Below are 19,533 nucleotides of genomic sequence, written 5' to 3'. Positions count from 1 at the left end.
AGACGCCGAACCTGACCTCGGAGAAGACCCAGACCAGCAATGCCGACGAAGACGGCAGCGGCTCGATCACCGTCAACGACACGCTGAGCTACCGCGTCCGCGTGACCAACACCGGCAACGTGACCCTGACGGATGTGGTCGTCACCGACGACAAGATCACGCCGAATACGATCACCTGCGCCACGCTGGCTCCTGCGGCAACCTGCGACCTGGTCGGTACCTATAAGGTCCAGCAGTCCGACGTGAACGCCGGTTCGATCGTCAACAAGGCCACCGTCGGCACCTCGACGCCGAACGTGTGTCCGGCCGGCTCGACCGATGCCAAGTGCAACCCGACCGTCACCACGCCGGTCGTGCAGAAGGCCGATCTGACTTCGGTCAAGGCCATGACCGCCAATGCCGACGAAGACGGCAGCGGTTCGGTCACGGCCGGCGACACGCTGACCTACACGATCACCGTGACCAATACCGGCAGCATCGCGCTGACCAACCTGACGGTGACCGACGACAGGATCACGCCGAACTCGACCGTCTGCGCGACCGTCGAACCGGGCCAGGCCTGCGTGCTCACGGGCACCTATCGGGTCACCCAGGCCGATGCCAACGCCGGTGCGGTGCGCAACACCGCAGTGGTCCGGGCCGAGACGCCGCCGGGCGTGCCGTCGCCCTGCGTCGCCGGTGGCAGCGATCCCAAGTGCAATCCGAGCGTGACCGTGCCGGTGGTCCAGGCCCCGGGCCTGACCTCGGTCAAGACCATGGACCGCAATGCCGATGAGGACGGCAGCGGCTCGATCACGGTCGGCGACACCCTGACCTACTCGATCACGGTGACCAACACCGGCAACGTGACCCTGAAGGACGTGGTGGTGACCGACGACAAGATCGCGCCGAACACCATCACCTGCGCGAGCGTGGATCCGGGCCGCACCTGCGTGCTGACCGGTACCTACAAGATCGTGCAGGCCGATGTCGATGCCGCCGCGGTGGTCAACACCGCGACGGTGACCACCACCACGCCGAACGTCTGCGCGGCCGGTTCCACCGACGCGTCCTGCAAGCCGAGCGTGACCGTGCCGATCCAGGCGCGTCCGGCCGTGGCCATCGTCAAGGTCGCGAGCCTGAGCGTCGACAACGGCACCAAGAACGTGGGCAACGTCGCCGACGTCATCAGCTACGCGGTGCGCATCACCAACACCGGCAACATCACCCTGCACGACATGGACACCAGCGACGTGCTCGCGAGCTACGCGCCGACCCGGTTGGCGTGCCGCACCACCACGCTCGCGCCGGGCCAGTCCACCGATTGCGAGGTCTACACCCACACCATCACCCGCGAGGAAGCCAACCGCGGCGGCACCCTGGACAACGTGGTCACGGTCACCGCGCGCTACGGCAGCGGGGGCGGCGGCGGCCAGACCTCGGGCACCGCGACCGCGACCGGCACGGCGATCATGCCGGTCGAACCGGAGCAGGACAGCGACCTCGTCGTCAGCAAGCAGGCGCGTCCGCAGCGGGTCAAGATCGGCGACCTGGTGCGCTACACCGTGACCATCAAGAACGTCGGCGAAACCGACGCGATCGATGCGACCCTGGTGGACACGCCGCCGGCCGGCTTCAGTCTGGTCGAAGGCAGCCTGCAGGTCGCCGACCGCGACGGCCAGGGCCGCCTGGTCGGCACCTACCCGGTGAGCGTGGACGGCCTCGACATCCAGGCCGGCCAATCGGCGAGCGTGGTCTACCTGCTGCGCGTGGGCGCATCGGTGCGGCCGGGCAGCCACGTCAACAGCGCCTACGCCGAGGACGGCGGCAAGCGTTCCAACATCGCCACGGCGACGGTGGAACTGAGCTCCGATCCGCTGCTCGACGAATCGCTGCTGATCGGCAGCGTGTTCGACGACCGCGACGAGGACCGCTGGCAGGATCCGGCCGATCTGACCGACCTGCGCGTGCAGGGCGGCTTCGCGCCGGGCGCCTACATCGCCCACTCGACCACGGTCGATCGCGGCGACGGCGCCAAACCGGAAGCCGATGCGAGTTCGCCGATGCTGCACGGCATCGCCCTGGGCAAGATCGGCGGCCGCCAGTCCGACGCCGATCCGGTCGCCGCGCACACCGTGACGATCAGCCAGCTGCTGCGCGAGCCGAGCTTCACCGACGACTTCGTGCTGAGCAACGCGCAGGGCGTCACCGTGCGCATGGATGCGGCCGGCAACACCCGGGTGGAACGCACGGGCGAGGCCGCCAAGGGCCTCACCGGCGCCGACCCGAAGGTCGAACGCCGGGTGGCGCAGGCCGAGGGCGGTTACCGCGTCGACTACATCGTGAGCAACCACGGCGTCGACGAGCGCGGCATCCCGGGCGTGCGCCTGGCGTCGGTGGAGGGCCTGTTGATCGAAACCGACCAGTTCGGCCGCTATCACCTGGAAGGCGTGGCCGGCGGTCCGTGGGAGCGTGGGCGCAACTTCATCCTCAAGCTCGATCCGGCGACCTTGCCGCCGGGCAGCCGGATCACCACCGACAACCCGTTGGTGCGCCGTCTGACTCCGGGCGTGCCGGTCCGCTTCGACTTCGGCGTCAAGCTGCCGCCGGGCGAGATCCCCGGCGCGAAGCAGGACGTGGAGATGCGCATCGGCGAGGTGTTCTTCGATGCCGGCAGCGCCGCGGTCAAGCCCGCCTACCTGCCGGCGGTGGAGAACATGGCGGCCAAGGTGCGCGAGTACGGCGGCGGCGAAGTCGTGATCACCGCCAACGGCGAGAGCGAGGCGCTGGCGATGGACCGCGCCCTGGCCGTGCGCAAGTCGCTGGAGTCGCTGCTGACGCCGGAGCAACTCAAGGCGCTGCAGATCAGCGTGCGCACCGACGCGCAAGATCCGAAGACGATGGTGGTGGGCTTCGCCGAATGGCCCAAGCTCGGCGAGGTCTTGTTCGACACCGACAAATCCACGGTCAAGCCGAAGTACCTGCCGCTGCTGAAGAAGATCGCGGCCGTGCTGGAGGACTTGAAGGGGAACCGCGTGGTCGTGATCGGCCACACCGACCAGCGCGCGTCCGACGCCTACAACGTCGCGCTCGGCATGCGCCGGGCCAAGGCGGTCTACGACGCCATCGTCGCCCACGCCAGTCCGCAGGTGCGCAAGAACTTGCGAGTGGATACCAGCAACGACCCGGACGCCCCCGCCGGCAAGAGCGAGAAATAAGGGGCCCGCCATGAAGATGAAACTACTGGACTACACCCTGATCGGCATCCTGGCCGGTCTTTCCCAGGTTGCCGGCGCGCAGCAACCGCTCGCGCCGGCCGCGGCCGCCCCGACGGCGTCGCCGGCTCCCGCGCCGGCCGCCGCGGCCCAGGCCGCCGGCGCGTCGCCGCTGAATTGCGGCGACAACGGCTGCAGCGATGGCGAAGGCGTGCTGTTCGAACTGCGCACGCGCGGCAAGCGCCAGCCCGAGACGGTCGGCACCAGCGAGCGCTCGTCCTCGGAAACCTTGCAGCCCGATCGCCGCGTCACCATCGAGGCCGAAGTGCCGCGTTCGAAGTGGGTTGGCGAATTGCAGCCGGGCCAGGCGATCGCGGTCGGCAAGTGGTCGCTGCAACTGCCCGGCGGCGGCGTGGTGTGGGCGACCGAGGATCCCAACCTCGGCCAGCCGCGCATGGCCGTATCGGCGCCGTCGCTGCTGGCGTTCGAGAACGGCCGCATCGTCAAGCCGGTGCGGTTCTACGCGTACAACAACTATTCGGCCTTCATCAAGCGCGCCGAGGTGCTGCTGTACCGCGCCACCGACACCGACCTGGTGACGCCGATCGCGCGGGTCGAACTGCCCAGCGCCGCGGTCGCCGACACCGAATGGAGCGGCGAGCTCGACCCGGCGTTGCACCTGCGGCCCGGCGACGAACTGGTCTACATCGTCCGCGCTTACGGCGAGGGCGACAGCGTCGACGAAACCTATCCGCGCCGCCTGCAACTGGTCAGCCCGAGCGAGGCCGAACGCGGTTCGCGCTTGCTGCGCGATCAGTTCGAGAAGACCCAGGGCGCGGCGTTCAGCGTCGAGGACGCCGAGCAGCGCAGCCAGGTCGACCGCGTGTTCGGCCAGGACAGCCTGCGCCAGCAGAACATCGCCATCTACGGCTCGCGCATCCGCATCGGGGGGCGCAACATCCCCGAGCGCGAGTCGATCAAGATCAACGGCCAGTCGCATCCGATCGACCTGGAACGCAAGTTCGTCGCCGAATACCTGGTGCCGGTCGGGCAGCACCGCTTCGAGGTCGAAGTCGGCGGCGGCCAGGGTGGCGCGACCCGCCGCGCGCTCGATGTCGACGTCAGCGGCAAGTACTTGTTCGCGGTCGCGCTGGCCGACGTCACCGCCTACAAGGGCAGCACCAGCGGCTCGGTCGAGACGGTCGCCAACGACAAGCGCTTGGCCGACGACAGCCTGGTGGTGGACGGGCGGCTGGCGTTCTATCTGAAGGGCAAGTACCGCGGCAAATACCTCGTCACCGCCCAGGCCGACACCCAGGAGCGCGAGGTCGGCGAACTGTTCAACGGCTTCTGGGACGCCGACCCGCAGGACGTGTTCCGCCGCCTCGATCCGGACCAGTACTACCCGGTCTACGGCGACGATTCCACGACCTATCGCGACGTCGACACCATGGGCCGGCTGTACCTGCGCGTGGACTGGGACAAGAACCAGGCGCTGTGGGGCAACTTCGATACCGGCCTGACCGGCACCGAATACGCCCAGTACAACCGCTCGCTGTACGGCGGCGCGCTGAGCTGGCGCAGCCGGCGCAGCACCGCGCTGGGCGAGCCGGGCAGCGAACTGCGCGTGTTCGGCTCGCAGGCGCAGACCGCGCCGGGCCATACCGAACTGCTCGGCACCAACGGCAGTCTGTATTACCTCAAGCACGGCGACCTGCTGCCGGGTTCGGACAAGCTCGCGGTGGAAGTGCGCGACCGCACCACCGGCCGGGTGCAGAGCCGGGTCGAACTGGTGCGCGGCGCCGATTACGAGATCGACGAACTGCAGGGCCGGGTGTTGCTGAGCCGGCGTCTGGACCAGATCACCCGCCAGGACGCGCCCAGCCTGACCCGCGACACGCCGCTGGACGGTTTCGACCAGGTGCTGCTGGCCGATTACGAGTACGTGCCGACCGGTTTCGACCCGGACGACACCACCCTGGGCTTCCGCGGCAAGCACTGGTTCGGCGAGCACCTCGCCGTCGGCGCCACCTGGATCGACGAAAACCGCTCCGGCGAGGACTACGGCCTGCAAGGCGCCGACGTGACCCTGCAAGCCGGCCGCGGCACCTTCCTCAAGCTCGAAAACAGCCGCACCCAGGCCACCAGCGCGCCGATCTTCTATTCCGACAACGGCGGCCTGAGCTTTTCCGAGCTCAACTCCGGCCTGCAGGACCGCCGCGGGCGCGCCCGCTCGGTCGAAGCGCGCGCCAACTTCAAGGAACTGGGCTGGAGCGAAGGCGAGTGGACCGCCGGCGCCTGGTGGCGCCGGGTCGACAAGGGCTATTCGATCGCCCGCTACGACACCAACGAAGCGGTGGAAGAGCGCGGCGCCGAAGTCTTCGGCGAGCTGACCCCGGCCCTGCGCGTGTTCGCGCGCTACAGCGTGGCCGAACGCGGCAAGCAGTCGCTGACCCAGGCCCAGGCCTCGGCCGAGTGGCGGCTCAACGACGAGACCACGCTCAGCGCCGAAGTGCGGCGGGTGCAGGAAGACCGCGCCAACGGCCTCGACGCCGCCGGCGTGCTGGCCGCGGTGCAGTACAAGCAGCGCATCGGCACCCAGCTGGAATTGTTCGCCACCGCGCAGAAGACCGTCGACGACGACGAGGGCCGCTACGCCGACAACGACCGGGTCACCGTCGGCGGCAAGTACCTGTTCGGCGAACTGTCCAGCGTCGGCGCCGAGATCAGCAGCGGCGACCGCGGCGACGCGGCCAAGCTCGACGCCGAGTACCGCCTGACCCCGGACCACTCGATCTACGGCGCCTACACCTATTCCACCGACACCAGCGACTACGATCCGCTGTTCGACGACCGCCTCAACACCGGCTGGACCCTGGGCCAGCGCTGGCGCCTGTCGAACCAGGTCAACCTGTTCAACGAAAGCGTGTTCCTCAAGGCGCCGAACGAATCCGGCCTGGGCCACACCTTCGGCATGGACTTCTACCCGGGCGAGGGCTGGAACCTCGGCTTCGCCCTGACCAAGTCCACGCTGGAGCGCGAGGCCGAACTCGGCAACGTCCAGCGTCGCGGCGCCAGCCTCACCGGCGGCCGCAGTTCGCTGGATACGCAGTGGCAGAGCAAGCTGGAATGGCGGCGCGACAGCGGCGCCGAGCAGCGCGAGCAGTGGACCAGCACCAACCGCTTCCTGCACAAGTTCGACGACAGCTTCCGCGTCGCCGGCCGGTTCAACTACTCGCAGACCAAGGACAAGCTCAACGCCCAGGCCGGCGCCAAGTTCGTCGAGGGCAATGTCGGTTTCGCCTGGCGTCCGTACAACAGCACGCGTTGGGCGCTGCTGGGCAAGTACACGTACTTGTACGACGTGTCCTCGCTGGATCAGGTCGGGCCGGACATCGCCACCTACGACCAGCGCACCCAGGTGCTGTCGTTCGAAGGCGTCTACAACCCGAACCACCGCTGGGAATTCGCCGGCAAGCTGGCGCGGCGCGAGGGCGAGGTGCGGTTCGGACGGCTGCAGGGCGAGTGGGCCGACTCGGCCACCACCTTCGGCGCGGTGCAGGCGCGTTACCGCGTGCGCGAAGTCTGGCACGGGCTGGCCGAATACCGTTGGCTGAACGTGCGCGACGGCGGCACCCGCACCGGCGTGCTGCTCGGCGTGGATCGCGACCTCGGCAAGAACTTCCGCATCGGCGTGGGCTACAACTTCACCGAGTTCAGCGACGACCTGACCAACTTCGATTACGACCACCGCGGGTGGTTCCTCAACATGGTCGGCAGTTACTGAGCCGCAGCGGGGGCCGCGCATGGCCTCGGCTCGGGAGCGGATCGGGAGTGCGAAAACGAGCGGGGCCGCCGATGCTTAGCGTCGGCGGGCCCAGTTCGTTGTGGGGCCTTGCGAGGCGACGAGGCGCGAGCCGGCGCCGGTGCGTGCGGCGTACGCCGCCGCTGGCGGGTCGGGACGCGGCGCCGGCGCGCGGGTTCGCGTCGCAGTTCGCACTCCGGCGTCGTGCCCCGGCTACGGCGCCGGCGCGCCCCGCGGATCGCCGCCGCGCTTGTGTAAGCTCGGGAGCCGCGCGCCGCGCCGGCCGCGACTGCGCCTTGCGCCTGCCATCGCGCGCAGACCGCCCTCGACCCCGGACCTCCCCATGCCCCTGGATTGGCGTTCCAAACTCGCCCACCCCGACGCCTCGGCGCCGGCCGGTTTCCGTTCCCTGGTCACCCCGGTCTACCGCGGTTCGACTACCTTGTTCGACAGCGCCGCGCACGTGCACGACCACTGGGACCGGCGCGAGACGCCGTACACCTACGGCCTGTACGGCACCCCGACCACGCTGGAGCTGGCCGCGCGCATCGCCGAACTCGAAGGCGGCGGCCTGACCTTCATCGCCCCGGGCGGGCAGGCGGCGATCGCCCTGGTCGACCTGGCCGTGCTCAAGGCCGGCGGCCATGTGCTGATCCCCGACAGCATCTACGGCCCGCACCGCGAGTTCTCCGACCGCTGGCTCAGCCGCTGGAACATCCGCGCCGAGTACTACGACCCAAGGATCGGCGCCGGCATCGCCGCGCTGCTGCGGCCGGAAACCCAGCTGGTGTGGTGCGAGAGCCCCGGCTCGGTGACGATGGAAGTGCAGGACGTGCCGGCCATCGCCACCGCCGCCCACGCCGCCGGCGTGCCGGTGGCGCTGGACAACACCTACGCGGCCGGCGTGTTCTTCGACGCCTTCGGCCACGGCGCCGATTTCGCCGTGCAGGCGCTGACCAAGTACATCGGCGGCCACAGCGACCTGTTGCTGGGCTCGGTCACCGTGCGCGACGAAGCGCACTACCTCGCCCTCGGCGACGCCCAGCAACTGCTCGGCATGGGCGTGTCGCCCGACGACTGCAGCCTGGCCCTGCGCGGCCTGCAGACCCTGGGCGTGCGCCTGGACCATCTGCAGCGCAGCACGCTGGAAGTCGCGCAGTGGCTGCAGGCGCAGCCGCAGGTGCTGCGCGTGCGCCATCCGGCGTTGCCGGGCAGCCCAGGGCACGAGATCTGGAAGCGCGATTTCACCGGCTCGGCCAGCGTGTTCTCGGTCGAGTTCGACGCCGCGCTGAGCCAGGACGCGCTGGTCGCCTTCATCGACCGGCTGCGCTTGTTCAAGATCGGCTACAGCTGGGGCGGCACGACCAGTCTGGTGGTGCCGCAGTTCTCGCTGCACCGCGACCTGCCGCGCGCCGGCCGCAACCTGGTGCGCTTCAACATCGGCCTGGAGCGCAGCGCCGATTTGATCGACGACCTGCGCGCCTCGCTGGCGCAGCTGCCGGCTTGATGCCTTGCAGCCCTCGCGCATCGCCGTCGATCCGTCCGGCGGATCGGCGGTGCAGGGCAGGGGCTGCAAAACGCACTCGCGTTCATGTGTATTTGATGCGCATGCAGTGCGTACTAAATCAGTTCAACCACGTTCGAAAGCACAAAATTCATGAATAAACTGCGCCATATCGTGTCGCCGACGTAGGGGAAGCCGCTATCGTGTGCGTTTAATCGATTTCATACGTCTTGTTTGTCCGGAGCGATCGATGAAGCACCAACGCATGACACTGAGCCTGGACGCGGGCGAAATGGCCGAACTCGAGCAGATCGCCGAACGCGGCAATTCCAACAAGACCGAAGTGATCCGGCGCGCGATCCGTATCTACATGCTGCTCGAGCAGATGCGCGCGGAAGGCAAGGAACTGCACGTGCAGGATCAGCCCGGCTCGCGCCAGATCGAGCGGCTGGTATTCGTCTGAGCGGCCGGCCGCGCGCGCGGCCCGCGCCGGTCCTCACAGTTCGGTCCCGCCTCGTCCGCTGAGCCGGCGAGGTGGGCGCGTGAGCGCCCGCCGTCCACCGCCGCGCACGCGATGTCCGCCTGATCCGGGCCAGGGAGATGGATGCAACGGCGCGCCGCCGTTGGTGGCCTGCGCCGTCCATCGCATCCCTCGAGGAATCCACATGAACATCGCAATCGCGCGGACGCTGGCCGCCGCGCTCGCCGGCGCGCTGTCGTTCGCTCCGTCGTTCGACGCGGCCGCGCAGGAACGCAGCTACACCTATCTGGAAGCCGGCTATCTGGCGCAGTCGCTGCGCTCGCCGCGCGGCGACGCCGTCGGCCTGGACGACATCGACGCGCGCGGCGGCTATCTCGCCGGTTCGCTGGCCTTGAACGTACACTGGTTCGCCAGCGCCGGGCTGTACAAGGGCCGCGACGACGTCGATCTGCGCGCCGGCGCGACCACCCTGGCGCAGCTGGACCTGGACGCGCAACAGGTCGCGCTCGGCCTGGGTTATCGCGCCGCGCTGAGCGAGCGCGTCGACTGGACCGCCGAACTGGGCTGGCTCAATACCCGTTTGGCGTTCGAGCACAAGCCGCTGGCGCTGCGCGAGCGCAGCGACGGCGACGACGCGCGCCTGTCGCTGGGCCTGCGCGGCGATCTGGCGCCGAACCTGGAAGGCTGGGCCAAGCTGCGCTACACCGACGGCGATGTCTACGACGGCGAGTTCGGCGGCGCCGCCGGCGTGCTGCTCAAGTTCAATCCGATCTGGGGCGCTAGCGCGCAGGCCGACTTCGGCGCCGGCAATCGCCAGTACACGCTGGGCGTGCGCGCGAGTTTTTGAGCGCGGGTTTGCGGGCGCAGTCGCGGTTGCATCGGTGCGCGGAAACGAGCCGCGTACCGTCAGCCGCGGCGTGCGCCGTCATGGCCCAAGCGCGAACGGCGCAGCGCGGGACGATGCAAGCCGCATCGCGTGCTTGCGACCGGCCGGCATCGCCCGCAGCATCGTTCGCACCGATGCCGTCGCATCGCGCCCGATGTACCGGAACCATCGCCGCGCCTAGCCGATCCGAACCGCGCCGATATTGATCCGGATCAAGTATCCGCATCGTCCGCCGCGCGCGGCCGCAACAGCCATGCCACGCTATTGCCGCTGCCGGCGAATCGCTCCATGCTTCGCCCATCACGGCCCGGCCGTATCTGCGAGCGAGCGCGATGTCTTCCCCCTCCAGCGACGCCGTCCCGGCCACGCAGCCGCGGCTGCTGCTGGTCGACGACGACGCCGACATCCTCGCACTGCTGGCGCGCTATCTCGGCGCCAACGGCTGCAAGACCGCGGCCGCGTCCAGCGCGGCGCAGGCGCGTGTGGCGGTGGCCGCGGGCGGGATCGATCTGGTCCTGCTCGACCTGGGCCTGCCCGACGAGGACGGCTTGTCGCTGCTGCGCCATCTGCAAACGCAATGGCGCGGCCCGGTGATCGTGGTCAGCGGCCGCGGCGACGCGGTCGACCGCGTGGTCGGACTGGAGCTCGGCGCCGACGACTACGTGGCCAAGCCGTTCGACTTCCGCGAACTGCTGGCGCGGATACGCTCGGTGCTGCGGCGCGTACCCTCGCCGCCGTCGTCGCTGGCCGCCGAATGCCTGGCGTTCGAAGGCTTCCGTCTCGACCTGTCCTCGCGCCGCCTGACCGACGCCGGCGGCGCGGAGGTCGCACTGACCACGGGTGAGTTCCAGTTGCTGCGCGCGTTGTTGCAGCGGCCGCAGCAAGTGCTCAGCCGCGACGAGCTGATGAGCGCGCTGCACGGCCGCGAAGCCGGACCTTACGACCGCACCATCGATGTCGCCGTCGGCCGGCTGCGGCGCAAGCTCGAGTCCGACCCGTCCGCGCCGAGCCTGATCAAGGCCGTGCGCGGCGCCGGTTATCTGTTCGCTGCGGCGGTGAGCGCGGCATGAGCGCGGACGCGTCCTTCGCCGGCCTGTTCGAAGCGGTGCCCGACGCGCTGCTGCTGGTCGACGGCGACGGCCGCATCGTCCAGGCCAACGCGCAGGCCGAGCGCTTGTTCGGCTACGCGCCGGGCGCGTTGCTGCAGACGGAGGTGGAAACGCTGATCCCGGCGGCAGCGCGCGAGCGCCACCAGCGCTACCGCGAAAACTACATGGCGCGGCCGCACGTGCGTCCGATGGGCGTGAGCGGGCAGAGCCTGATCGGCCTGCGCCCGGACGGCACCCAGTTCCCGGTCGAAATCGCGCTGAGCCCGATCGGCGGCGCACACGGCCCGCGCTATCTGGCCTCGGTGCGCGACATTTCCGAAACCCAGCGCGCGCGCCAGGCGCTGGTGCGCGCGCGCTACGACGCGCTGGCCGCGCGCATCGGCCAGCTGGCGCTCGAGGCGCAGGACGAATCGGGCATGGTCGATGCGCTGCCGCGGCTGCTGGCCGCCGCGCTCGACATTCCGACCGTGGCGGTGTTGTTCGTGTCCGGCGATCGCCAGAGCGTGGAAATCCGCGCCGGCGTCGGCCTGGACGACGGCGATGCGGACGCGCCCGCGCTCGACGAGACGGCCTTGCTCGCCGCCATCGGCAGCGGCCAGACCCGGCTGGCAGAGGATTTCGCCGGTACTGATGCGCACGAGTTCCCGCTGCGCGCCGCCGCAGGCAGCGGCGTGCTGGTGCCGCTGCTCGATCGCGGCCGGCCGATGGGCGCGCTGCTGGCGCGCGCGCCGCAGCCGCGCCAGTTCGATCACGATGCCCTGCACTTGCTGCGCTCGGTCGCCAACCTCGCCGCCGCGTTCGTGCAACGCCGCCGCACCGAGGAACAGCTGGCGCATTCGCAGCGGCTGGACGCGATCGGCCAGCTCACCGGTGGCATCGCCCACGACTTCAACAACTTGCTGACGGTGATGTCCGGCAGCCTGCAATTGCTGGAACTGGAGTGCGGCGACAAGCCCGAGGCCGGCGAACTGATCGCCAGCGCGCTGCGCTCGGTGGGCCGCGGCGCCGAGCTCACCGGCAAGCTGCTGGCGTTCGCGCGACGGCAGCGGCTGAGCCCGCGCGCGGTCGATGTGCCGGCGTTGCTGCGCGATGTCGAGAGCATGCTCAAGCGCACCCTCGGCGACAGCGTGCACCTGCATGTGCACTGCGTCGAGCCGCTGGCGGCGGCTTACGCCGATCCCGGGCAACTGGAAGCGGCGCTGCTCAACCTCGCGCTCAACGCGCGCGACGCGATGCCGCGCGGCGGCGAGATCGCGATCGAAGCTGCGGCCTGCGACGTCGACGCCGTAGGCGGCGAATTGGCGGTAGGGGACTACCTGCGCGTGGTGGTCGCCGACACCGGCCGCGGCATGGCGCCGGAAACGCTGGCGCGGGCGATGGAGCCGTTCTTTACCACCAAGGAAGCCGGCCGCGGTAGCGGCCTGGGCCTGAGCATGGTCTACGGCTTCGCCAAACAAAGCGGCGGCGACCTGCGCATCGACAGCGCGCTGGGCTACGGCACCCGGGTGGAACTGTTCCTGCCCGCGGCGCGCGCGCCCGCGGCGGCGCCGGCGCCCGCGGGCGGCGCGCCCGAGCCCGGGCGCGGCGAGACCGTGTTGGTGGTCGAGGACGACGCGGCGGTGCGCGCGATCGCGCTGGCGTTTTTGCGCGCCTCGGGCTATCACGCGGTCGCCGTGGGCAGCGCGGCCGAGGCGCTGCGTTATCTCGCCGGCGACGGCGAGGCGGCGGCGATGTTCAGCGATGTCATGCTCGGCGAGGGGATGAACGGCAAGGAGCTGGCCGTGGCGGCGCGGCGGCTGCGGCCGCGGTTGCCGGTGCTGCTGACCTCCGGCTACGAGACCGAAACCGCGAACGCCGGCGAGGCGTTCGAGCTGTTGCGCAAGCCGTATCGGCGCGAACAGGTGGCCGCGGCGATCGCGCGTGCGATCGGGACGGTGGCAGGCGGTTGAGCGTCGTTGGCGCGGCGTCGTCGTTTATCAGTGCACGCGGCCGCCCGCCGCGAGCAACCCGCTCAGCGCGGCGCGGTCGCGCAGGACGATCTCGCGGCCGGCCACTTCGATCAACCCGCGCGCCTGCAGGCGCGACAGCGAGCGCGCCACCGTTTCCAACGTCAGCGACAGGAAATTGCCGAGTTCGGCGCGGGTCATGCGCAGTTGCAGGCGTTCGCCGCTGAAGCCCAGCGCCTGCAGGCGCGCGGCCAGGTCGAACAGGAACGTCACCACGCGCTGGTCGGCGCCGAGCGTGCCCAGCGCCAGCATCCAGGTCCAGTCGCGGCGGATCTCGCGTGCAAGCAGTGCGGTGATGCGCTCCTGGAACTGCGGCAGCTCGCTGCGCAGCCGCGCGAACGGCACTTCCCACAGCTCGCCGGTGTCGAGCGCGACCGCGTCGCAGGCGTAGGCGTTCATGTCCAGCGCGTCCAGGCCGAGCAGATCGCCGCGCAGGCGGAAGCCGGTGATCTTCTCGCGCCCGTCTTCGCTGACCAGCGCGGTCTTGAAGCAGCCGGCATGCACCAGGTACAGCGCGGTGCGCGGCTGGCCGGCGCGGAACACATGCTGCTTGGCGCGCACCCGGCGGCGTTGCAGCGGCCAGCCCAGGCGCAGCAGTTCGCGCTGCAGCCACGGTTCCAGCGCGTCGTCCCCGGCGTAGTGGGCGGCGGCGCTGTCGGCGGCGAAGCCGGAGTCGGCGTAGACGGTGTGTTCGAGCAGCATGACGGCGATTCCGGTTCGGCGGTTTGACCGGGCACAGGCTAGACGCGCGAAGGCGCGCGCCGATGCGGAAGCGGTAACCAGCGGTAACGGTTTGTAACGCGCTCGTTTTGACGTGCTCGTTGAGCGCGCTTGCTGGTGTTGTGGCCTTTGCGGCGCAGCGGCGGGTCGCGCCCAGGCACCGCGGCGTTGTGATCGCGGGCGAACTTGATCCCGATCAAGAATGCCCGGTGCGACGCGGGCACAGTGGACGCGAGCGGGTGCGCCCCGCAGCCCTCGGACTTGCCGTGACCCGCCTGACCCGATTCACCGATCCGCATGCTGTCGACCTGTGGGACCGGCGCTTCCGCTGGCGCAGCGGCGAGCGCCTGCGCGACCGCACCATCGACGCGACCTGGCAACGGGTGGCGGCGGCCGTGGGCGGCAGCGGCGGCGACGGCGGCTACTGGCGCAACCGTTACGCGGCTGCGTTCGGCGCCTGGCAGTTGCTGCCCGACCCGCGCCTGCTGCGCCGCGCCGGCACCGAGCGCGCGGTGCCGCCGTTGCGCGCACCGCGTGCGGCGCTCAACGCCGGCGCGTTCGTGATCGAGCCCGGCGGCGCGCGCGCGCGTTTCGATTTCGAGCGCTTCGCAGCGACGGCGGCGCTGGCGGTGCGCCTGCTCGACGACGCGGCCGAGGCGTTCGGCGCGGAGGTCGCCGGCGGCCTGCGCCTGGAAGTCGGTTTGATCGGCGTCGCCGACGCGTTGGCGCTGCTGGGCGTGGATTACCTCGGCGACGCCGCTGCGGCGCAGGCGCAGGCGATGGCGCGTTCGCTCGCACTGGGCTGCGCGCAGGGCGCGGGACGGCTGGCGCGCGAGCGCGGCGCCCGCGGCGAGGCGGCGGGGTTGAGCGAACGGTGGCGCTCGCGCGAGTTGCCCGCGGCGCTGGCCGATGCGGTGGCGGGCAACCGTCGCCATGCGCGCCTGACCCGGGTGCGGCCGCAGCCGTCGCTGGCGCGGTTGGCCAACGGCGCCAGCGATGGAATCGAGCCGGCTTATGCGCGATTGCGCGATTTGTACGGCGCTACGCCGCAGGCATTGCGGGCGGCGCAGGGGCGGATTGCGGCGGCGATGCAGCCGTGGCTCGATGCGCCGGTGGGCGTGCGGCCTTAGCGGCGGTTACGGCGGCGGTGCCGGTTTCGCGATCTTGGGATGGCGAAGGGGCGTGGCTGGTTTCGTCGTGGTTCCATTGTCGCGGTCGCGGCTTGCGCCGCTCCTACAGTCGGATACGAATCTCGCCGAAGCCCCTGTAGGAGCGGCGCAAGCCGCGACCGCGACACCTCGCCTGCGACGAAATTCTCGAACGGCCGCGCCGCAGCAGGCGAGGGCACCTCCACCCGCACCGACCGCCGCATCAATGCCCGAAAAACACCGGCAGCGACGCCGACGTCAACAACTCGCGCGTCACCCCGCCCAGCACCCATTCGCGCAACCGCGAATGCCCGTAGCCGCCGGCCACCAGCAACTGCACGCCGCTGCGTTCGGCATAGTCGAGCAGCACCTCGGCGACGCCGCGGTCGCCGGCGCGCAGGCTGACCAAGTCGGTGGGAATGCTGTGGCGGACCAGATGCGCGACCATGCGCCGCGCCGATTCCTGCGCCGGGTCGTCGTCGCCCTGGCCGATCAGCACCAGTTCCACCAGGCCGGCATCGGCCAGCAGCGGCAGCGCGTCGTGCACGGCGCGCGTGGTCTGGCGGGTGGGTTGCCAGGCGATCATCGCCCGTCGCAGCGGCAGGGTCGGGCCGCTGTTCGGCGGCACCACCAGCACCGGGCGGCCGGATTCGAGCAGCAGCGCGGTGAACCACGCATGCAGGGCCGATGCGTTGGACGCATCGCCGCCGCTGCCGGCGACCAGGCAGACATCGGCATCGAAGGCTTCGCGCGCGACGGTGTGCGGCGCGTCGGCGTAAAGCGCTTCGACCACACGCGCGTCCCAGCTCACGGTCTCGTCGTCCAGGCGCGCCTTCAGCTCCGCCAGGCGCTGCTGGCCGCGGTCGCGCAACTGTGCGTAGACCGCGCCGGAGGTCGGGTCGGGGAGCATGTCCCAGGCGTGGCTGATCGGCATCGGCAGGTCGACGCTTTCCAGCACCGACAGGCGCGCGCTGTGGCGCGCGGCCAGCTTCACCGCCAAACGCAGCGCGTCGGCGTCGCCGGCGCTGCCGGTCATCGCAATGGTCAGATCCTTGTACATGTGTCTTCTCCGCGGCCGCGTCGGGCCTTTGCCCGCATTACGGCCGGCTTCGCGCGCGCGGTGTTGACCCGGATCAAACCGCGCCGGTGACCCGCGGCGGCGTTCGCCGCGCGGGCGGCGTCTTGGGCCGGTCGGAGCCTGGGCTCCGGCCTGGGCGGCCGTCGCGGGCAGGGCGGCGGCCGGATCGATGGGGCGATCGGCGGGCGGCTTGACCTGGATCAACACGCCGCCGGCCCGGATGGCCTGAAATGCTCGCAGATTCCCCCGGAGCCGGCCGTGAAAACTCCGCGAGCGCAGCTCGATGAATGCGGCGCGTCCGCCGCGGCGCCGCCGCGCTGGAGCGCGGCGCTGCTGCGCCGCATCGCGCTGACCATCGCGGCCAAGCTGGCGCTGCTGACGGCGCTGTATCTGCTGTTCTTCTCGCCTTCGCACCGTCCGCCGGTCGATGCCGGCGCGGTCGACCGGCTCCTTCTGCACGCAAGGTGATTCCCATGCCGGACCTGTACCTCGTCGATCTGTCGCGCCTGCAATTCGCGCTGACCGCGCTCTATCACTTCCTGTTCGTGCCGCTGACCATCGGCCTGGCGCTGATCATGGCGATCATGGAGAGCGTCTACGTGATGACCGGCCGGGTCATCTGGAAGCAGATGACCCGCTTCTGGGGCGTGCTGTTCGGGATCAACTTCGCCATGGGCGTGGCCACCGGCATCACCATGGAATTCCAGTTCGGCACCAACTGGGCCTATTACTCGCATTACGTCGGCGACATCTTCGGCGCGCCGCTGGCGATCGAAGGGCTGATGGCGTTCTTCCTGGAAAGCACCTTCGTCGGTTTGTTCTTCTTCGGCTGGGACCGGCTCAGCAAGCTGCAGCACCTCACCGTGACCTGGCTGACCGCGCTGGGCGCGAACCTGTCGGCGCTGTGGATCCTGATCGCCAACGGCTGGATGCAGAACCCGGTCGGCGCGGAATTCAACTTCCACACCATGCGCATGGAGATCACCGACTTCGCCGCGGTGGTGTTCAACCCGGTCGCGCAGGCCAAGTTCGTGCACACCGTCAGCGCCGGCTACGTCACCGGCGCGATGTTCGTGCTGTCGATCAGCGCCTGGTATCTGCTGCGCGGGCGCAATGTCGAGATCGCCAAGCGCTCGATGGTGGTGGCGGCGAGCTTCGGCCTGGCCTCGGCGTTGTCGGTGGCGGTGCTCGGCGACGAGAGCGGCTACACCGCCTCGGAAAACCAGAAGATGAAGGTCGCCGCGATCGAGGCCGAATGGCGCACCCATCCGGCGCCGGCCTCGTTCACCCTGTTCGGCCTGCCGAACATGGACAAGCGCGAGACCGAGTACGCCGTGCGCATTCCCTGGGCGATGGGCCTGATCGCCACGCGCTCGCTGGACAAGGAAGTCGCCGGCATCCACGAGCTGGTCGAAGAGAACCGCGCCCGCATCCGCCGCGGCATCGGCGCCTATGAGGCGCTGCGCGAACTGCGCGCCGACCGCGACGATCCGCACAAGCAAGCCGCGTTCATGGCCTTGCGCGACGACCTCGGCTTCGGCCTGCTGACCTTGCGTTACACCACCGATCCGGCCAACGCCAGCGACGAGATCGTCGAGCGCGCCGCCTGGAGCACGGTGCCGAACGTGCCGGTGCTGTTCTGGTCGTTCCGGATCATGGTCGGGCTGGGCTTCTACTTCATCTTCCTGTTCGCCGCCGCGTTCTGGCTGGCCACGCGCAACCAGCTGGAAAAGCGCTGGTTCCTGAGGCTGGCGCTGTACAGCCTGCCGCTGCCGTGGGTGGCGGCGGAGCTGGGCTGGATCGTGGCCGAATACGGCCGCCAGCCTTGGGCGATCGACGGCGTGCTGCCGACGTTCCTGGGCGTGTCGGCGACCAACTCCACCCAGGTGATCGCCAGCCTGGTCGGCTTCGTCGTGCTCTACACCGGCCTGGCCGTGGTCGATGCGGTGCTGATGCTGCGCGCGATCCGCTCGGGGCCGGACAAGCTGAAATTCTGGCCCGCGACCCGCACCGCTGCCGCGCATACCGCCTGAGGACTTGGCCATGATCGATTACGAACTGTTGCGCGAACTGTGGTGGCTGCTGCTGGGCGTGCTGCTGATCGGCTTCGCCCTCACCGACGGCTACGACCTCGGCCTGGGTGCGATCTTGCGTCTGATCGGCCGCGACGACGTGGAGCGGCGCATGGCGCTGGAAGCGATCGAGCCGAACTGGGAAGGCAACCAGGTCTGGTTCATCCTCGGCGGCGGCGCGGTCTTCGCGGCCTGGCCGCTGCTGTATGCGGCCTCGTTCTCGGCGTTCTACTTCGCCATGTTCCTGCTGCTGGTGGCGTTGATCCTGCGCCCGGTCGGCTTCGCCTTCCGCAACCGCCTGCCGCATGCGCGTTGGCGCGGCGCCTGGGACTGGGCGCTGACCATCGCCGGTGCGGTGCCGTCGCTGGTGTTCGGCGTGGCCTTCGGCAATCTGTTCCTGGGCGTGCCGTTCCATTTCACCGACGTCTTGCTGCCGGTGTACGACGGCAGCTTCCTCGGCCTGTTCCATCCGTTCGCGCTGTTGGCCGGCGTGGTGAGCCTGTCGATGCTGGCCATGCACGGCGCCAGCTATGCGGCGATGCGGGTGGAAGACCCGGTCGGCGCGCGCGCCCGGCGCATCGCCCGCATCGCCGCGGCGACGGCGATCGCCGCGTTCGCCGCGGCCGGCGTGTGGCTGCGTTCGTTGCCAGGCTCGGCCATCGTCGGCGCCTGGAACACCGGCGCGCCGTCGGATCCGCTGGCCAAGCACGCGATCCTGGTCGACGGCGGCTGGCTGGCGAACTACGCCCTGCAGCCGTGGCTGATCGCGTTGCCGGCCCTGGCGTTCGCCGGGTTGCTGGCGGTCGCGCTGCTGCATTCGCGCAAGTGGGCGTTCATCGCCAGCGGCGTCGCGGTGGCTTGCATCATCCTCACCGCCGGCGCGTCGCTGTTCCCGTTCCTGCTGCCCTCGTCGACCGATCCCGCGCACGGCCTGACCGTGTGGGACGCCTCGTCCAGCCAGCGCACGCTGGGGATCATGCTGGTCGCCGCGGCGATCTTCCTGCCGCTGATCCTGGCCTACACCGCGTGGGCGTTCCGGGTCATGCGCGGCACCATCACCCGCGCCCATGTGCAGGCGCAGGGCGACCATGAAGGAGGTTACTGATGTGGTACTTCGCCTGGATTCTGGGCCTGGCCCTGGCCTGCAGCTTCGGCGTGCTCAACGCGATGTGGTTCGAGATGCGCGAGGACGAGGAGCAGGCGCGCGGCGAAGCGCGGCGGGGCCGCTGATGGACGCGGCACCGGTCGCCGTCGCGGCAGGCGCGGGCTGGGCGCGCGCGTTGTCGCTGATGTTGGCGGCGGCGCTGTCGCTGGCGCTGCTGTTCCTGCCGGCGATGCGCGGCGCCGGGCTCAGCCCCGGCGCGCACGGCCTGCTGACGCCGCTGGTGATGGCGATCTGCGCGGGCTTCGTCCACGGCGTCGGCTTCCGCCCGCGCCGCGCCTGGGCGCGCGCGCTGGTGCATCCGGCGCTGCTGTGGCCGTTGATGCTGGGCTTGGCCGTGTTGTGGACGCGCAGCTTGCTGTGAGCCG

General features: G+C 70.2%; 15 protein-coding genes. 13 read left to right on the top strand and 2 right to left on the bottom strand.

Going from position 1 to position 19,533, the window contains the following annotated elements; all coding sequences use genetic code 11:
• The 7 genes from BLU84_RS27400 to BLU84_RS24865 all read left to right on the top strand — a co-directional run.
• Positions 1-3,197, top strand: a 3,197-nt coding sequence (locus tag BLU84_RS27400; RefSeq protein ID WP_170849245.1) for a DUF7507 domain-containing protein, incomplete at its 5' end; no start/stop codon positions are given.
• A gap of 10 nt (positions 3,198-3,207) precedes the next feature.
• Positions 3,208-6,981 carry a hypothetical protein gene (locus BLU84_RS24890; protein ID WP_211664604.1) on the top strand — a complete coding sequence of 1,258 codons (3,774 nt, stop codon included), beginning with the start codon at positions 3,208-3,210 and terminating at the stop codon, positions 6,979-6,981.
• 361 nt (positions 6,982-7,342) lie between these two features.
• Complete coding sequence (locus tag BLU84_RS24885; RefSeq protein WP_211664603.1) at positions 7,343-8,506, top strand: cystathionine beta-lyase; 1,164 nt, start codon at positions 7,343-7,345, stop codon at positions 8,504-8,506.
• Between the two features lie 247 nt (positions 8,507-8,753).
• Complete coding sequence (locus tag BLU84_RS24880) at positions 8,754-8,966, top strand: ribbon-helix-helix protein, CopG family (protein ID WP_074873609.1); 213 nt, start codon at positions 8,754-8,756, stop codon at positions 8,964-8,966.
• A 202-nt stretch (positions 8,967-9,168) separates the two neighbouring features.
• Positions 9,169-9,831: an outer membrane beta-barrel protein gene (locus BLU84_RS24875; protein WP_074873607.1), complete on the top strand. Its 663-nt coding sequence runs from the start codon at positions 9,169-9,171 to the stop codon at positions 9,829-9,831.
• Positions 9,832-10,202: 371 nt separating this feature from the next.
• Positions 10,203-10,940 (top strand): response regulator, encoded by a 738-nt coding sequence (locus BLU84_RS24870; RefSeq protein ID WP_074873605.1) that lies wholly within the window; start codon positions 10,203-10,205, stop codon positions 10,938-10,940.
• Positions 10,937-12,928 (top strand): ATP-binding protein, encoded by a 1,992-nt coding sequence (locus BLU84_RS24865; protein ID WP_074873603.1) that lies wholly within the window; start codon positions 10,937-10,939, stop codon positions 12,926-12,928. Before BLU84_RS24870 ends, BLU84_RS24865 begins: the two co-directional genes overlap by 4 nt.
• Positions 12,929-12,955: 27 nt before the next feature.
• Here BLU84_RS24865 and BLU84_RS24860 read toward each other — a convergent pair whose 3' ends face one another.
• On the bottom strand, positions 12,956-13,687 hold the full coding sequence (locus tag BLU84_RS24860) for a helix-turn-helix domain-containing protein (protein ID WP_083383092.1): 732 nt from the start codon (positions 13,685-13,687) through the stop codon (positions 12,956-12,958).
• Between the two features lie 284 nt (positions 13,688-13,971).
• Between BLU84_RS24860 and BLU84_RS24855 the strand changes: the two genes are divergently transcribed.
• The gene (locus BLU84_RS24855; RefSeq protein WP_074873600.1) at positions 13,972-14,835 is read left to right on the top strand and encodes a hypothetical protein; all 864 of its coding nucleotides are present in this window, start codon (positions 13,972-13,974) and stop codon (positions 14,833-14,835) included.
• Positions 14,836-15,076: 241 nt separating this feature from the next.
• On the opposite strand, the gene BLU84_RS24850 is transcribed toward BLU84_RS24855, so the two are convergent.
• Entirely contained in the window at positions 15,077-15,913 is an 837-nt protein-coding gene (locus BLU84_RS24850; RefSeq protein ID WP_074873598.1) for a universal stress protein, read from the bottom strand.
• 276 nt (positions 15,914-16,189) lie between these two features.
• Here BLU84_RS24850 and cydP point away from each other — a divergent pair, with 276 nt between their 5' ends.
• From cydP to BLU84_RS24825, 5 genes are read left to right on the top strand one after another with little or no spacing between them, the layout of a single operon-like run.
• Positions 16,190-16,399 carry a cytochrome oxidase putative small subunit CydP gene (cydP, locus tag BLU84_RS24845; protein ID WP_074873596.1) on the top strand — a complete coding sequence of 70 codons (210 nt, stop codon included), beginning with the start codon at positions 16,190-16,192 and terminating at the stop codon, positions 16,397-16,399.
• A 5-nt stretch (positions 16,400-16,404) separates the two neighbouring features.
• Entirely contained in the window at positions 16,405-17,964 is a 1,560-nt protein-coding gene (locus BLU84_RS24840; protein ID WP_139175239.1) for a cytochrome ubiquinol oxidase subunit I, read from the top strand.
• Positions 17,965-17,974: 10 nt separating this feature from the next.
• On the top strand, positions 17,975-19,108 hold the full coding sequence (cydB, locus tag BLU84_RS24835) for a cytochrome d ubiquinol oxidase subunit II (protein ID WP_074873594.1): 1,134 nt from the start codon (positions 17,975-17,977) through the stop codon (positions 19,106-19,108).
• Positions 19,108-19,233: a cytochrome bd-I oxidase subunit CydX gene (gene cydX / locus BLU84_RS24830; protein ID WP_074873592.1), complete on the top strand. Its 126-nt coding sequence runs from the start codon at positions 19,108-19,110 to the stop codon at positions 19,231-19,233. Before cydB ends, cydX begins: the two co-directional genes overlap by 1 nt.
• Positions 19,233-19,529, top strand: a complete 297-nt coding sequence (locus BLU84_RS24825) for a cyd operon YbgE family protein (RefSeq protein ID WP_074873590.1) — start codon at positions 19,233-19,235, stop codon at positions 19,527-19,529. Before cydX ends, BLU84_RS24825 begins: the two co-directional genes overlap by 1 nt.
• Positions 19,530-19,533: the final 4 nt, after the last annotated feature.

Source organism: Lysobacter enzymogenes (genome assembly GCF_900106525.1).
Lineage (GTDB): Bacteria > Pseudomonadota > Gammaproteobacteria > Xanthomonadales > Xanthomonadaceae > Lysobacter > Lysobacter enzymogenes.
The sequence above is the reverse complement of the archived record's forward strand: the minus strand, read 5'-3'. Positions and strand labels throughout refer to the sequence as shown.

Coding starts and splice junctions, on each gene's coding strand:
- cydB (WP_074873594.1), top strand. CDS start 17,975: ATGATCGATTACGAACTGTTGCGCGAACTGTGGTGGCTGCTGCTGGGC.
- BLU84_RS24865 (WP_074873603.1), top strand. CDS start 10,937: ATGAGCGCGGACGCGTCCTTCGCCGGCCTGTTCGAAGCGGTGCCCGAC.
- cydX (WP_074873592.1), top strand. CDS start 19,108: ATGTGGTACTTCGCCTGGATTCTGGGCCTGGCCCTGGCCTGCAGCTTC.
- BLU84_RS24880 (WP_074873609.1), top strand. CDS start 8,754: ATGAAGCACCAACGCATGACACTGAGCCTGGACGCGGGCGAAATGGCC.
- BLU84_RS24890 (WP_211664604.1), top strand. CDS start 3,208: ATGAAGATGAAACTACTGGACTACACCCTGATCGGCATCCTGGCCGGT.
- BLU84_RS24840 (WP_139175239.1), top strand. CDS start 16,405: ATGCCGGACCTGTACCTCGTCGATCTGTCGCGCCTGCAATTCGCGCTG.
- BLU84_RS24885 (WP_211664603.1), top strand. CDS start 7,343: ATGCCCCTGGATTGGCGTTCCAAACTCGCCCACCCCGACGCCTCGGCG.
- BLU84_RS24875 (WP_074873607.1), top strand. CDS start 9,169: ATGAACATCGCAATCGCGCGGACGCTGGCCGCCGCGCTCGCCGGCGCG.
- BLU84_RS24860 (WP_083383092.1), bottom strand. CDS start 13,687: ATGCTGCTCGAACACACCGTCTACGCCGACTCCGGCTTCGCCGCCGAC.
- BLU84_RS24870 (WP_074873605.1), top strand. CDS start 10,203: ATGTCTTCCCCCTCCAGCGACGCCGTCCCGGCCACGCAGCCGCGGCTG.
- BLU84_RS24850 (WP_074873598.1), bottom strand. CDS start 15,913: ATGTACAAGGATCTGACCATTGCGATGACCGGCAGCGCCGGCGACGCC.
- BLU84_RS24825 (WP_074873590.1), top strand. CDS start 19,233: ATGGACGCGGCACCGGTCGCCGTCGCGGCAGGCGCGGGCTGGGCGCGC.